The following is a 13,858-nucleotide window of genomic DNA, read 5'->3' as shown; positions in this document are numbered from 1 at the left end:
CCATTCCTTTGTTCACAGCCTTAAGTTGACCCGAGAAAGCGGAACCAGTTTGTTTCAAATGAGGATACATTTAGGCAATGCTCACGATTTCGTGTTTTTGGTTCCGGAACGGCAACGATGGGACGGGCATGAAAAACGGCGCACCGAGCGGGGCGCCTTGCATGGCATCGCCCAGCGAAAAGCGGTCAGCTTGTCGATCAAACCTCGGGTGATCAGGGCGGAGAGGCACACGCCCGGCAGAGTATCTGGATGCAGATACACCCCAAAGCGCGGGATACCGTCACCGCTGGCACTTCGTTTGGCGTGGCCAACCAGCTTGCCATTAATGCGGGCAATCAGCGTTGCGGTGTCTTGGCTTCGGAAAGGTAGCGCCATAGGCTTTCACGAGACTTTGTGCGACCGTGCCGGTGCCCACGATCAAGAGATGACTGTTGTCCGACCTCGGGATTTTCGCCGAAGACGGTCTCGGATTTCGCCCCGTAGCCCAGCCTTTCGATAAAGGCGCCGCGGTTCGGACCGGCACCGCCGCCGGGCAGGCGGTCGACCCACGGCCCGGCCGCGTTCACGACCATCTTAGCGGATACCGATGCGCGTCCCTCAGCCTCCGGTGCGCGCTCTGCGAGCGCGATGGTCCAGTTGCCGCCCTCTTGCGTCAACCCGGTCACCGCCGTGTAGGTGCGCAGAGTGGCACCGCGTCGCTCGGCATCGAGCGCGGTATCGACGCAGATACGCTCGGGCCAGGCATACATGTATTCCTCGAACACCCCGACGCCGCGCAGGGGGCCACCAAGTCCGGCCGCCAGTGCGCTCTCGCTGGCGGCCCGGTCATGCGAGATGCGGCGATACGCCAGCGGCACCTTCCATCCGCCGAGCGCCTCCACCAGCCGAAAGCCGATATCCACCAGCCAGGGTGGATATCGGTCGCCCCGACGGAACGGGTAATGAAACCTGTGTTTGCTGAGATGGCCCGGCATCTCGCGCGCCAGTTCGGCGCGGCACCGCATGACGGAGCGGGCGTAAAGAAGGCGCTGTATCATGTCGATAGGGCGAAACGGCATCTGCCAGAGCGGATACCGCACCGCGAGATAGCCAAGCCCGGAATAGAGCATCCGACTGGAGCGGGAGGAGGTTCCCGCGCCAATGTCTGCACGGTCGATCAACAATGTCCGGAACCCGCGCCCGGCCAGTTCACGCGCCGTCGCGCATCCGACCGCCCCGGCCCCGATAACGACGACATCGAAAGATGCGCCATCCGATGCGCTGATATGTGACCGCATCACCTTGGCTCATCTCGTTCAGGGGGTCTGGTGCCGGGGCCTTGAAAGCCAAGCCGCGCGTGGAACCTTGCAAGTTCGCTCTTCGTCGGGGCATGTCCGCAAAAGGTCTTCACGTAACCCGGCACCCGCGCCATCCGCACCGCCTGGCTTTCCTGAACCTGCATCGAGATATAGCCGATCTGGGTCAGATATACGGTGCGTGCCCGGACATCGGCGTCTTCGAGCGAAAAGCCGAAGCGCTCGAACATCCTCCGGATCGCTACCAGACGCCGCTCGTCTGCCGCATTGACGCGGGCCATGACGTCACCCGACTGATGTGCCCAGCCCCGCACCGCGAAATCGAGTTGCGGCTCGAACAGACCCTCGTCGTGGAACACCACGATGAGATTGAGAACGGCCTCGGCGATCGTTTCGGCGTAGGCATCGGTCGCATTGACGAAGGCTCCGGTGTTCTGGGTGTCCCAAGCTTCGAGCAGCGCATCCAGCAGCGCGTTCCGGTCCTTGAAGAACCAGTAGAAGCTGGTGCGCGAGATGTTCAGCCTGGTCGCCAAGGGCTGGATTTTCACAGCATCGAGACCGGTTTCGAGAAAGGCCTGCTTGGCCGCCGCAAGCCAGACCTCGCGGGATCCGCGCCAGCCCGAGCTCTTCTCGGGATCATCCGTAATGGGGTGCTTCATTTTCATGCGACCGACAGTATGACTGCTCTCCCACAAGTTCAAGAAAAAATATACATCAGTGAACCCAAACTTGACAGTTATGAACATTATATGGAATCTTCCGCTCAAATCACGGAGGATTCCATGTCTACTGACCCGCTCCTGCAGCCCTATCAGCTCAAGAACCTGACGCTGAAAAACCGGCTGATGATCACCAGCCACGAGCCCGCCTATCCCGAGGACGGAATGCCGAAGGATCGCTATCGCGCCTACCACGTGGAGCGGGCGCGGGCCGGTGTGGCACTCACCATGACCGCAGGTTCGGCCTCGGTCGCGCGCGACAGCCCGCCGGTCTTCAACAACATCCTGGCGTGGAAGGACGAGGTTGTCGGCTGGATGAAACAGCTCACCGACGAATGTCACGACCACGATTGCGCGGTGATGATCCAGCTCACCCATCTTGGTCGCCGCACCCGCTGGGACAAGGCGGATTGGCTGCCGGTTGTGTCCCCGGGCCATGAACGCGAGGCATCGCATCGGGCGTTTCCAAAAAAGGCCGAGGACTGGGACATTACCCGCATCATCGAGGATTACGCCGATGCGGCTGAACGAATGAAAGCAGCGGGTCTCGACGGGATCGAATTACAGGCTTACGGCCACTTGATGGATCAGTTCTGGTCGCCTCTGACCAACGATCTGGATGGGAACTATGGCGGCAGCCTGGACAATCGGCTGCGATTCACCTTTGAGACGCTGGCGGCCATCCGCGAGCGTGTTGGTCCCGACTTCATCGTGGGCGTGCGCTACACGGGCGACGAGGATCTGCCCGGCGGGCTCACCAAGGACGATGGGCTGGAAATCTCGCACCGGCTGAAGGACTGCGGCATGGTGGATTTCCTCAACGTGGTCAAAGGGCATATCGACACCGATGCCGGATTGACCGATCTTATCCCGGTCCAGGGCATGCGCAGCGCCCCGCATCTGGACTTTGCCGGAGAGATCCGCGCGGCTACAAAGTTCCCGACGTTCCACGCGGCCAAGATCCAGGACGTGGCGACCGCGCGGCACGCCATCGCCAGCGGCAAGCTCGACATGGTGGGCATGACCCGCGCGCACATGGCCGACCCGCATATCGTCGCCAAGATCATGCGCGGCGAGGAGGAACGTATCCGCCCTTGTGTCGGCGCCAACTACTGCCTCGACCGGATCTACCAGGGCGGCATGGCGCTTTGCCTGCACAATCCGGCTACGGGCCGTGAACTGGAACAGCCGCATGTGGTGCCCGAGGCCGAAACGCGTCGGTGCATCGTCATCATCGGTGCCGGGCCTGCCGGGCTGGAGGCCGCGCGCGTAGCATCCGAACGCGGTCACGAGGTGATCGTCCACGAGGCGGCGAATGATCCGGGTGGGCAGGTGCGCCTGACGGCGCAGACCGAACGCCGGAGGGAAATGATACAGCTCATCCAGTGGCGGCTCAACGAATGCGAGCGAATGGGTGTAACCTTTCATTTCAACTCGTTTGCCGACGACGACACCGTGCTCGGGCATGATCCGGACGTGGTCATCGTCGCCACTGGCGGGCTGCCCCATACCGAAGTCCTGAGCGCGGGCGACGATCTTGTCGTGTCGGCGTGGGACATCTTGTCGGGCGACGCGCAACCGGGCGAGAACGTGCTGATCTACGACGACGCAGGTGATTACGCCGCGCTGCAAGCCGCCGAGAAGATCGCGGCCACCGGTGCGCGCGTCGAGATCATGACCCGCGACCGTAGCTTCGCCCCCGAAGTCATGGCAATGTCGCTTACCCCGTCGATGCGCGAGTTGCAGGAGCGTGATGTGACCTTCACGGTGACTTGGAAACTCGACAGCGTGCGTCGAGAGGGTAACGAACTTCTCGCCACGATCGGCAGCGATTATGGTGGGGTTACCCGCACCCGCGAGGTCGATCAGGTGGTTGTCAACCACGGCACGCGGCCTCTGGACGACATCTATTTCAATCTGCGCCCCGGATCGTCCAACCTGGGCGAGGTGGATTACGAGGCGCTTGTCGACGGCCGTCCGCAGGAAGTGGCCCGCAACGGGGGCGGCAGCTATCAGCTCTTCCGCATCGGTGACGCGGTGGCCGCCCGGAACACTCATGCGGCCATCTACGACGCGCTGCGTCTCTGCAAGGTGCTCTGACATGCGATCATCCAAGACAATCCATGTGATTTCCGCCCATGCCGAGGGTGAGGTGGGCGATGTCATCGTCGGCGGTGTCCTGCCCCCGCCCGGTGACACGATATGGGAACAAAGCCGCTGGATCGCCCGCGACCAGACCCTGCGCAACTTCGTGTTGAACGAACCGCGCGGCGGTGTGTTTCGTCACGTGAACCTTCTGGTGCCGCCCAAACACCCCGAGGCGCAAGCGGCCTGGATCATCATGGAGCCCGAGGACACGCCACCCATGTCCGGCTCGAACTCGATCTGTGTGGCTACCGTGCTGCTCGACGGCGGGCTCGTGCCGATGTCGGAGCCCGAGACGCATCTTGTGCTCGAAGCGCCTGGCGGTCTGGTCCGGGTGCGGGCGGAATGCCGCGACGGCAAAGCCGAGCGCATCTTTGTGCGCAATGTCCCGTCCTTCGCTGCGCAGTTGGACGTCAAGCTGACGGTCGAGGGCCTCGGCGAGCTGATCGTCGACACCGCCTATGGCGGCGACAGTTTCGTGATTGTCGATGCGGAAAAGCTGGGCTTCAATCTGACGCAGGACGAGGCCCATGCCATCGCCAAACTCGGCGTGCAGATCACCAACGCGGCCAATACGCAGCTTGGTTTTCACCATCCTGAGAATCCGGACTGGCGGCACATCTCCTTCTGCCTGTTCGCCGGCCCGCTCCGCGATGGGCCTGAGGGAATGGAAACCGGCGCAGCCGTGGCCATCCAGCCGGGTAAGGTCGACCGCTCGCCAACCGGCACCGCGCTTTCAGCTCGCATGGCGGTGCTGCATGCCCGTGGCGTGATGAAACAAGGCGACAGGATGACCGCCCGCTCGCTCATCGGCTCCACGTTTTCTGGACAGATTCTCGGTGAAACCACGGTCGGCGGAACGCCAGCCATCCATCCCGCGATTTCGGGCCGCGGCTGGATCACCGGGATGCATCAACACATGCTCGACCCCTCCGACCCCTGGCCCGAGGGCTATCGCCTGTCCGATACCTGGGGCGCCCGCTGATCACCAGGGACGCCCTGCGCTCCGGTACGGCCCGCTCTTCGGCTTCTGGCTCCGGCGTGCAGCAACCAAATCGTGGGCCCGATCTGGACCGGTACAGCACGAGGATGATTGGCAAAGGACACGCGAGAGAAAAATCGGATTACCGGGTCACCGAACCATCACAACTGCGGCAGCTGACAAACTGACGGTATCCGTCTGAAGCCAAGCCAACTCAGCGCGGCTCGCCGCAGGCTATCCGGCCCGCCCGGTTTTACCGGAGGCGCGGGACAAGGAGGTCAAGGGCGATGCTCGCAAGCTCCGCGCTAGCCCCCGTTGCCCAACCCGCCCAAATGGGCAAAACTCAAACCCGGAGTCTCGCTCACGCTGGATAAAAGTTGGGGGCAACGTCACGTGCTGACTGGCTAGCTGTAATTTCAAGCGATGTGCCGTAGCTGACACAGCGCTATTTATCAGAGCTTGGGCGGTGTTCTTTTACGCCGAAAAAGCGAACAGAACAAAAACAGAATGTTTAGACAAATGTTTAGACGCGCCGTGTCGCGTTTTTAAAAATCATCTAAGTTGTTGATTTTAAATGGAGGCGAGTACCGGAATCGAACCGGTGTACACGGATTTGCAATCCGCTGCGTCACCACTCCGCCAACTCGCCCTTCCAAGTGGTGAGCGTGAGGTATCCGATCCCGTTCCGCTGTGCAAGTGGGCAAAGCGGCGTTTTGACCATCGGGCGACGGCCCATAGGCGTTGCTGCCCGCCGCGTTCTGTGTCAGAACCCCTGTCACAAGCCTTAGAACGCAAGAGTTTCGCTCATGACCGACTATGCCGCCCGGCGCACCGTGATGGTGGATACGCAGGTTCGTCCCTCCGATGTGACCAAATTCCCGATCATCGACGCAATGCTCAGCGTCCCGCGCGAGGCCTTTGTGCCGCAGCGTCTGCGCGAGGCGGCCTATATGGGCGAGAACCTCGATCTGGGCGAGGGGCGCGTGATGCTTGATCCGCGCACACTGTCCAAGATGCTCGACGCGCTGGAGATCGAGGGCGATGATCTGGTGCTCGATATCGGTCCGGCCTATGGCTATTCCTCTGCCGTCATCGCGCGCATGGCCGAAGCCGTCGTCGCGGTGGAGCGCGATGCCGCGGTCGTCGAGGAGGCACAGCGCACGCTCGTCGAGCAAGGCGCCGACAATGTGATCATGCAGCAGGGAGAACTGATTGATGGCGCGCCGGATCACGGCCCCTATGACGTGATCCTCCTTCAGGGCGCCGTGGAGCATCTGCCAGAGGCGATCCTCGGGCAACTCAAGGAAGGCGGGCGCATCGCCTGTCTCTTCATGGAGGGCACGCTTGGCGTGGTGCGGATCGGTTACAAGATCGACGGCCATGTGAACTGGCGCTACGCGTTCAACGCGGCGGCCCCTGTTCTGCCGGGCTTCGAGCGACATGCGGCCTTCACGCTTTGACAGGGATTTATGCGCGGCGCAGGAAGGGCATGTTTATGATGCGAATGGGAAAGCCGGGATCTCTCGGTGTGGCGGTCGCTTTGGTGGCGATGCTCGCCGCGCCGATGAGTGCGCGGGCCGAGACGCTGGCCGATGCGCTTGAGAGCGCCTATGTGAACAGCGGACTTCTGGACCAGAATCGCGCCCTTTTGCGGTCCACCGACGAGAATGTCGCGCAGGCGATTGCCGCATTGCGCCCGATCATCGACTGGACGGCGGACATCACCCGCGACTTCAGCAGGATCCGGAGTTTTGCCCGGACCCGCAAGAGCGGCACGACTTCGGCCAATATCGGGATCACCGGGCGGTTGTTGCTCTATGATTTCGGGCGCAGCGATCTTTTGGTCGAAGCGGCGAAGGAGACGGTGCTGGCCACGCGGCAAACCCTGGTGAGCGTGGAGCAGTTGGTGCTGCTCACGGCCGTGCAGGCCTATATGAACGTGATCCGCAATCAGGAATTCGTGGCGCTGCGGCAGAACAACCTGCGGCTCCTGCGCGAGGAATTGCGCGCGGCGCAGGATCGGTTCGAGGTCGGTGAGGTGACGCGTACCGATGTGGCGCAGGCCGAATCTGCGGTGGCGCTTGCGCAAAGCGGTCTGGCGGCGGCGCAGGGCGATCTGACCCGCGCCATCGAGGAATTCCGTGAGGCGGTCGGGCGGGATCCCGGCGCCTTGCAGACACCGGGCGACCTGCCGGGACTGTCGGGCGACGTGAGCGCCGCGAAATCGGTCGCGGTGCGGAAGCATCCCGATATCCTTGAGGCCCAGCGCAATGTCGCGGCGGCGGAGTTGAACATCAGCGCAGCCAAGGCGGCGATGCGCCCGTCTGTCAATCTCACGACCCGGCTGGGCGTGGGCGAGAATCTCGACGATTCGGATTTTACGCGCAGTGGCAGTGTCGGGGTCGAGGTAACCGGGCCGATCTATCAGGGCGGGCGGCTGGCCTCCGAAGTGCGACAGGCCATGGCGCAGCGCGACGCGCAGCGCGCGCAACTGCATCTGGTGGGGCTGCAGGTCAAACAGGACGTGGGCGACGCCTATGCCAATCTGCGCGCCGCCCGCGCGAGCCGCGATGCCAGCCGCGAGGCGGTGCGCGCGGCAGAGGTGGCCTTTGAGGGCACGCGCGAGGAGGCCAAGCTGGGCGCGCGCACGACGCTGGATGTTCTGGACGCCGAACAGGATCTGCTTGACGCGCAGGCCAATCTCATCTCGGCCAATGCGGATGTGGTGATCGCGGCCTATTCGGTGCTGGCGGCGATCGGTGAGTTGACGGCGCGCGAGCTCAATCTGAGCGTGCCGACCTATGACGCGTCGGCCTATTACGATCTGGTCAAGACCGCGCCTGTGCCGATCAGCCCGCAGGGCCAGAAACTCGACAAGGTGCTGCGCGCGCTCGGAAAGAACTGAAAACTTTTCGAAGCGGTTGTGCCAGACACCTCTCGCGGGTAAACTCGACCAAGGCAAGAATGGTGGCAGAGCATGTCCGACCCCGTGAAGACTGTGGATATTGAGGACGTGCTGTCCTCGATCCGGCGCCTTGTGTCGAACGGTCCGGTTGTGTCCGGGCAGAAAGACGGGGGCAAGTCGGACAAGCTGGTCCTGACCCCATCATTGCGGGTGGACGAGGAACGCGCACCGGCTGCGTCGGCCGCGGATGAGATTGCGCCGGAGGAGGAACCCGGGGAGGACCAGGCGGTACAGCCAGACCCGGACCCGGAGCATTCAGAGCAGCATGACAGGGCAGAGCCCGAGGAATCGTCGGTACTCGAGCACGGACCGAGCGAGGCGCGGGAGAGCGTTGAGCGTGATGCCGATAAGTGGGAGTTTGAGACTGCATCGGAGATGGATCCGGCAGAGCCGGAGAACGAGCAGGCAAAGACCGACGAACGCGATCGGTCGGCAGCGGATGACGCGGAGATCGAGCGTTTTCTGGGCGAGGTGACCACGGCGCTTGGCGCGCAGGCGGCCGAGTTTGAGGCGGAGGTCGCACAGCGTGATGACCAGTGGGAGCCGGATGGCGCCTCTGACGACGCTTATGCCGGTGGACCTGTGGTTTCTGTCGAGTGGCAGGATGCGACCGATGACGACGAATCGGACGACGGGTATTCGCCGTCTGCGGACCCGGATATGGAGCCTGCCGACGAGGCGGCGTCCTATGCGTTCGCGCGAAGCTGGGAGAGCGAAGACGATGCGGGCCAACGCGCTGCTCCGGGCACGACCTTCGACTTTGACGATGCCGTGATCGACGAGGACACCTTGCGCGACATGGTGGCCGAGATCGTGCGCCAGGAATTGCAGGGCACGCTCGGGGAGCGCATTACCCGCAACGTGCGCAAGCTGGTGCGGCGAGAGATCCACCGCGCCTTGACCAGTCAGGATTTCGAATAGACATCAGGGCCTAATCCGTCTTGTGTCGGGCGGGTGCGGGCCCCGCCCGTCCCTGTTCACTCCCACTCCATCTGCTCAAAGACCCGGCCCGCGTTCTTTGTGGCTAATTCCTCGAACGTGTCGAGATGGCGGTAGGGGGACTGATCGACGTAATAGGCGTCGCTGAGATCACCGCCCGCGTCGATATGCTCGGCGATGCGCGCGCGCAGGTATTCGAGGTAGCCCTTGGTATAACGGCGCACCTGATCCATGTTGGTGGGGTGGCCGTGACCGGGGATCACATAAGTGGCGCCCAGTGCCTCGAATTCGGCATCCCATGTCTCCAGCCAGTCGCGGGTGATCGTCTCGGGGAAGATCGGCAGCATGCGTTCGTGAAAAGCCATGTCGCCGGAGATCACGAGGCTTTGCTTGGGCAGCCAGATCACGATATCGCCGGGGCTGTGGGCGGGCCCCAAATGCCGCGCCTCGATGCGGAAATCGCCCATGTCGAGCGTGAAGTCGTCCGAAAAGGTTTCGGTCGGCGGCACTACCTCGGTGCCCTCGGCGCGCTCCTTGGTGATGCGGCGCGCGGTTTCAAGATCGGTTCCGCCATATTGTTCGGTCTCGTGCAGCGCGGCCTCATGCGCGATCACCGGCACGCCTTGGTCCACCCAATAGGAATTGCCCAGCATGGCATGGCCCTGACCGTTCTCGTTGAACACATGGGTCACGGGCTGATCAGTGATCGCCTTGATCTCCGCATGCAACGCTTCGGCGAGCCCGTAGGAGGCTCCGCCATTTATCACCACGACGCCCGCGCCGGTGATGATGAAGCTGAGGTTGTTGTTATGGCCCGCGTTTTCATAGGTGGGCGGCGCGGTGGCCCCGATCGCGGACCAGACGCCGGGGATGAACTCCACCGGCTTGGAATAGAGCAACGATCCGGGATATTGATCCGCGATATCCTCGCTGGCGAGCGCGGAGGTGGCGGCGAGAAGGGCGGTTATCAGGAGGGTTCGCATCGGATCACACCTCCGCCACGAAGCGATAGGCGTCGCCGTTGCGCTCCACCCGGCCAAGCCCGCCCTCGGGCAGGTGAAAGCCCACCATCGCCATCTTGTCGTTGGCCAGCTGGTCGAGCAGGCGCAGCCGTGTGGCAATGCCCTGTTCGGCATCCTGATCAGAGCCGCTGGCCCAATCGGGGCGCGCAAGGGCAAGATGGTCGTTGGCAATCGCGTCACCCACCACCATCACGGCCTCTGACCCCTGACGTAGCTCAAACGCCATATGGCCGGGCGTGTGGCCGGGGGTGTCATGCGCCATGATGCCGGGCAGCACCTCTTGCCCGCCGACGAGGAATTCGATCCGGTCCTCTATCGCGGCCAGACGGCGTGCCGCGCCCACGGCAAAGCTCGCGCGCGCCGTGCCGATGCTGTCCACGGTGGCGGGGTCGGTCCAGTAGTCCCATTCGGCCTGTCCGATCATGTGGGCGGCGTTGGTGAAAACGGGGTCGTCGAAATCGTCGAGCACGCCCCAGAGATGGTCGGGATGGGCGTGGGTGAAAATGACATGGGTCACGTCATCCGGTGTCAGATCCACGGCGTCGAGCGCGTCGAGCAACTCCCCGGCACTTGGCATGAAGGCAGGGCCGGAGCCCGCGTCGAACAGCACCGTGTGCGTGCCGTCGCGGTAGAGGGTAAGGTTGCAGGGCGGCTCTATCGTGTCGCCGGTGATGCCGAATTCGGCCAGCACCGGCGCGGCCTTGGCCGAGTCGAGATCGCCCAGCAGGAAATCGCGCGGCAGCACGAGATGCCCGTCGCTGAGCGTGGTGATCGTGGCCTGCCCAAGGGTCGTTTCGGTCGCGGCGTAGCCCGCGCGCGGCAGGCCGAAAATCGCGCCCGCACCCATGGCCGCGAGCATCTGACGTCTGGTGAATGTCATGGCATTTTCCCTTGAAATTCTAATTTGTGAATATGATGCGACGAGCGCAGCGCAAACACAAGAGGCTATGGAGGCGCGTGGCGGTCAGCCCAACCGCAGGGACGGGGCGGGCCGGGGGATTGAGCCCAAGGTGAGGCGCATGGTCGCTGGCATGTCATCTGAATTGGCATTTACAATACGTATTACGAGATTTAGACTCCCCATTGACAGTAACATTGCCCCTTTGGGGCTTTGCCACGCAGCATAAAAGGACCCGCCCATGGCCGAGTCGCGCGCATCCAAGGCCTATGCCTCCTCGCCCTGCATGGCGCATGAGCTGGACCCGACCTATCTCGATCCACCGGAGCAGGTGGCGGACGTGATGCGCTGGCGGCGGGCCATGCGCGCGGAGTTGCGCGGCGCACGCGCCGCGATCGGCGTCGCCGCGCGGCAGGGGCTGGAGGCTGCGTTGTCCGAACATCTGCGCTTGCTGATCGAGACGCGGTTCGACGGCGCGCGCGGGCAGGTGCTGTCGGCCTATTGGCCGATCAAGGGAGAGCTCGATCTGCGGCCTTTGATGGCGTCGCTGCATCGCGCGGGCGTGACCATTGCCCTGCCGTTGGTGGAGCAGAAATCGGCCCCTCTCGCCTTTCGGCGCTGGACTCCCGAGACCAAGATGATCCGGGGCGACTGGAACATTCCCGTGCCCCCCCCCGAGGCCGACCGGCTGACGCCCGACATCATGCTGGCCCCGGTGATCGGCTGGACCGAGGAAAGGTACCGCCTCGGCTATGGCGGCGGCTATTTCGACCGGACGCTGGCGGTCTGCGATCCGCGCCCCGCGACCATCGGGATCGGGCTGACACAGGCGCGCCTTGCGACGATTCATCCACAACCGCATGACATTCCGCTCGATCTTATTGTGACCGAGGCGGGGGTGATGGCAGACAGGGGCGCGCAATGAGCAGCACCGCCGCACAGATGCGCGCCTGGCGCGGTCCCGCGATCCTGAGCTACGGATTTCGACCTTTCTTCCTTGGTGCTGGCCTATGGGCGGCTATCCTGATGGCGCTCTGGGTGCCGATGCTGGCCGGGGCGCTCAGCCTGCCCGCGGCCTTCGATCCGGTCAGCTGGCACGCGCATGAATTCCTGTTCGGCTATCTGGGTGCCGTGATCGCGGGCTTTCTGCTGACGGCGGTGCCGAACTGGACCGGGCGCCTGCCGATCCTCGGCTGGCCTCTGGGCGGGCTGATGGCGCTCTGGCTCCTGGGCCGGGTTGCGGTGACGGTCGGGGATGGCTGGCTGCCGACGGGCGCCGTGACGCTGGCCGATCTGGCGCTGCCGCTGGTTCTGGCCGGGGTCCTCGCGCGCGAAATCGTGGCCGGTCGGAACTGGCGCAACCTGATCGTGCTGGCGATGCTTGGGGTGTTTGCCCTTGGCAACGCGCTCTTTCACTGGGAGGCGGCGGCGGGCGACTATGCCGCGCAGGGATACGGCCTGCGGCTGGGGCTGGCTGCGGTCGTGCTGATGATTGCCGTGATCGGCGGGCGCATCGTGCCCTCCTTCACCCGCAACTGGCTGGTGCGGCGCGGGGCCGGACGGCTGCCGACACCGCCGATGCAGCGCTTTGACAAGCTGGCGATTCTGGCCTTGCTGGCGGGCTGCCTGTTCTGGGTGCTGGCCCCGATGGCCTGGGCCACGGGTTCGGCGCTGATCCTGGCGGGCGGACTGCACGCGGTGCGGATGGCCCGTTGGGCGGGCAATCGCACGCTGGCCGAGCCGCTGGTCTGGGTGTTGCATCTGGCCTATGCGTTTGTGCCGCTGGGGGCCGTGGCCCTCGGGCTCGAGGCGCTGCGCCCCGGTCTGCTCGGCGCGGCGGCGGCGCAGCATCTGTGGATGGCGGGGGCCACGGGGTTGATGACGCTGGCGGTGATGACACGGGCGAGCCTTGGCCATACCGGCCATGCGCTTACCGCCGGGGCGGGGACGACCGCGCTCTACCTGCTGGTGCTGGTGGCGGTGATCGCGCGGGCCACGGCGGGGCTCTGGCCGGGTCACGCAAGCGTGCTGCACATGGTCTCGGGGGGCGCGTGGATCGCGGGTTTTGCGGGCTTTGCCCTGCTTTATGGCCCGCTGCTGATGCGACAGCGTCCGGCCAGAACTAAACAAGACTGATCGGAGCGCCTCATGACCCGATCCGACACCCTCCGGCGTGGGTTGGCCTGATGGGCTGGACCGAGTTCATCGCCGCGTTCGCCGTGTTCTTCCTGAGCCATTCGGTGCCGGTGCGACCGGCCGTCAAGGCGCGGTTCGTGGCGCATGTGGGGCAACGCGGCTTCACGCTTGGCTATTCGGTTCTGTCATTGGCGGTGCTGGTCTGGGTGATCGGGGCCGCGGGGCGCGCGCCCTTCGTGCCGGTCTGGGACTGGGCCCCGTGGCAGCCGCATGTGACGCTGACGCTGATGTTGGCGGCCTGCCTGATCCTTGGCCTCGCCGTTGCCCGGCCCAATCCGTTCTCTTTCGGTGGCGCGCGCAACGATCGGTTTGACGCGGCAAGGCCGGGGCTCGTGCGTTACATGCGGCATCCGCTTCTGGTGGCGATGGCGCTCTGGGCTGTCGGTCACCTGATCCCGAACGGCGATCTGGCGCATGTGATCCTATTTGGCAGTTTCGCCGCCTTCGCCTTGGCGGGTGGCACGCTGGTCGACCGGCGCAGACGGCGCGAGATGGGCGCAGACTGGCACCGCGTGCGAGAGGCCGTGACCGCCGCGCCGCTCTGGCCGCGCCCGGCCAACTGGGTCGGCGCGCTCCTGCGGCTTGGGCTGGGGGCAGGGCTTTACGCGGCGCTCATTGTCGCGCATCCGGTGGTTCTAGGGGTCTCACCGCTCGGCTAAGCGCGCGCCCGGGCTGGACGCGCGCGCGCCGCGGCGCT

General features: G+C 64.3%; 12 protein-coding genes and 1 tRNA gene. 8 read left to right on the top strand and 5 right to left on the bottom strand.

Features of this window, described 5'->3' with window-relative positions:
- Positions 1-335 precede the first annotated feature (335 nt).
- Together ACSSV4_RS04770 and ACSSV4_RS04765 are read right to left on the bottom strand one after the other, a co-directional pair.
- Complete coding sequence (locus ACSSV4_RS04770; protein ID WP_454273823.1) at positions 336-1,277, bottom strand: FAD-dependent oxidoreductase; 942 nt, start codon at positions 1,275-1,277, stop codon at positions 336-338.
- Entirely contained in the window at positions 1,277-1,954 is a 678-nt protein-coding gene (locus tag ACSSV4_RS04765) for a TetR/AcrR family transcriptional regulator (RefSeq protein ID WP_454273822.1), read from the bottom strand. The genes ACSSV4_RS04770 and ACSSV4_RS04765 overlap by 1 nt, the downstream gene beginning before the upstream one ends.
- Before the next feature lie 123 nt (positions 1,955-2,077).
- Here ACSSV4_RS04765 and ACSSV4_RS04760 point away from each other — a divergent pair, with 123 nt between their 5' ends.
- Entirely contained in the window at positions 2,078-4,114 is a 2,037-nt protein-coding gene (locus ACSSV4_RS04760; protein WP_454273820.1) for an oxidoreductase, read from the top strand.
- A gap of 1 nt (position 4,115) precedes the next feature.
- Positions 4,116-5,144: a trans-3-hydroxy-L-proline dehydratase gene (locus tag ACSSV4_RS04755; protein WP_454273818.1), complete on the top strand. Its 1,029-nt coding sequence runs from the start codon at positions 4,116-4,118 to the stop codon at positions 5,142-5,144.
- 572 nt (positions 5,145-5,716) lie between these two features.
- On the opposite strand, the gene ACSSV4_RS04750 is transcribed toward ACSSV4_RS04755, so the two are convergent.
- Positions 5,717-5,790 (bottom strand) — tRNA-Cys (locus tag ACSSV4_RS04750).
- Positions 5,791-5,947: 157 nt separating this feature from the next.
- Here ACSSV4_RS04750 and ACSSV4_RS04745 point away from each other — a divergent pair.
- The 3 genes from ACSSV4_RS04745 (at position 5,948) to ACSSV4_RS04735 (ending at position 9,027) form a co-directional block, all read left to right on the top strand.
- On the top strand, positions 5,948-6,601 hold the full coding sequence (locus ACSSV4_RS04745) for a protein-L-isoaspartate O-methyltransferase family protein (RefSeq protein WP_454273817.1): 654 nt from the start codon (positions 5,948-5,950) through the stop codon (positions 6,599-6,601).
- A 44-nt stretch (positions 6,602-6,645) separates the two neighbouring features.
- Positions 6,646-8,046 (top strand): TolC family outer membrane protein, encoded by a 1,401-nt coding sequence (locus ACSSV4_RS04740; RefSeq protein WP_454273815.1) that lies wholly within the window; start codon positions 6,646-6,648, stop codon positions 8,044-8,046.
- A 72-nt stretch (positions 8,047-8,118) separates the two neighbouring features.
- Positions 8,119-9,027: a hypothetical protein gene (locus tag ACSSV4_RS04735; protein ID WP_454273814.1), complete on the top strand. Its 909-nt coding sequence runs from the start codon at positions 8,119-8,121 to the stop codon at positions 9,025-9,027.
- A 56-nt stretch (positions 9,028-9,083) separates the two neighbouring features.
- Here the strand turns inward: ACSSV4_RS04735 and ACSSV4_RS04730 are convergent, their stop codons facing one another.
- Both ACSSV4_RS04730 and ACSSV4_RS04725 read right to left on the bottom strand, forming a co-directional pair.
- Positions 9,084-10,028 carry an MBL fold metallo-hydrolase gene (locus tag ACSSV4_RS04730; RefSeq protein ID WP_454273813.1) on the bottom strand — a complete coding sequence of 315 codons (945 nt, stop codon included), beginning with the start codon at positions 10,026-10,028 and terminating at the stop codon, positions 9,084-9,086.
- Positions 10,029-10,032: 4 nt separating this feature from the next.
- A complete protein-coding gene (locus tag ACSSV4_RS04725; protein WP_454273812.1) occupies positions 10,033-10,947 on the bottom strand; it encodes an MBL fold metallo-hydrolase in 915 nt (304 codons plus the stop codon).
- A gap of 259 nt (positions 10,948-11,206) precedes the next feature.
- On the opposite strand from ACSSV4_RS04725, the gene ACSSV4_RS04720 reads away from it, so the two are divergent.
- Genes ACSSV4_RS04720 through ACSSV4_RS04710 form a run of 3 tightly spaced genes read left to right on the top strand, consistent with a single transcriptional unit; the run spans position 11,207 to position 13,820 of the window.
- Positions 11,207-11,890 carry a 5-formyltetrahydrofolate cyclo-ligase gene (locus ACSSV4_RS04720; RefSeq protein WP_454273811.1) on the top strand — a complete coding sequence of 228 codons (684 nt, stop codon included), beginning with the start codon at positions 11,207-11,209 and terminating at the stop codon, positions 11,888-11,890.
- Positions 11,887-13,101: an NnrS family protein gene (locus ACSSV4_RS04715; protein WP_454273810.1), complete on the top strand. Its 1,215-nt coding sequence runs from the start codon at positions 11,887-11,889 to the stop codon at positions 13,099-13,101. Before ACSSV4_RS04720 ends, ACSSV4_RS04715 begins: the two co-directional genes overlap by 4 nt.
- A 50-nt stretch (positions 13,102-13,151) precedes the next feature.
- On the top strand, positions 13,152-13,820 hold the full coding sequence (locus ACSSV4_RS04710) for an NnrU family protein (RefSeq protein WP_454273809.1): 669 nt from the start codon (positions 13,152-13,154) through the stop codon (positions 13,818-13,820).
- The last annotated feature ends 38 nt before the right edge of the window (positions 13,821-13,858 follow it).

This window comes from Roseovarius sp. MBR-154 (assembly GCF_053628595.1).
Note: the sequence above shows the minus strand (reverse complement) of the source record. Positions and strands in the feature narration are given on the sequence as shown.

Coding starts and splice junctions, on each gene's coding strand:
- ACSSV4_RS04765 (WP_454273822.1), bottom strand. CDS start 1,954: ATGAAGCACCCCATTACGGATGATCCCGAGAAGAGCTCGGGCTGGCGC.
- ACSSV4_RS04720 (WP_454273811.1), top strand. CDS start 11,207: ATGGCCGAGTCGCGCGCATCCAAGGCCTATGCCTCCTCGCCCTGCATG.
- ACSSV4_RS04715 (WP_454273810.1), top strand. CDS start 11,887: ATGAGCAGCACCGCCGCACAGATGCGCGCCTGGCGCGGTCCCGCGATC.
- ACSSV4_RS04770 (WP_454273823.1), bottom strand. CDS start 1,277: ATGCGGTCACATATCAGCGCATCGGATGGCGCATCTTTCGATGTCGTC.
- ACSSV4_RS04735 (WP_454273814.1), top strand. CDS start 8,119: ATGTCCGACCCCGTGAAGACTGTGGATATTGAGGACGTGCTGTCCTCG.
- ACSSV4_RS04760 (WP_454273820.1), top strand. CDS start 2,078: ATGTCTACTGACCCGCTCCTGCAGCCCTATCAGCTCAAGAACCTGACG.
- ACSSV4_RS04755 (WP_454273818.1), top strand. CDS start 4,116: ATGCGATCATCCAAGACAATCCATGTGATTTCCGCCCATGCCGAGGGT.
- ACSSV4_RS04745 (WP_454273817.1), top strand. CDS start 5,948: ATGACCGACTATGCCGCCCGGCGCACCGTGATGGTGGATACGCAGGTT.
- ACSSV4_RS04710 (WP_454273809.1), top strand. CDS start 13,152: ATGGGCTGGACCGAGTTCATCGCCGCGTTCGCCGTGTTCTTCCTGAGC.
- ACSSV4_RS04740 (WP_454273815.1), top strand. CDS start 6,646: ATGGGAAAGCCGGGATCTCTCGGTGTGGCGGTCGCTTTGGTGGCGATG.
- ACSSV4_RS04730 (WP_454273813.1), bottom strand. CDS start 10,028: ATGCGAACCCTCCTGATAACCGCCCTTCTCGCCGCCACCTCCGCGCTC.
- ACSSV4_RS04725 (WP_454273812.1), bottom strand. CDS start 10,947: ATGACATTCACCAGACGTCAGATGCTCGCGGCCATGGGTGCGGGCGCG.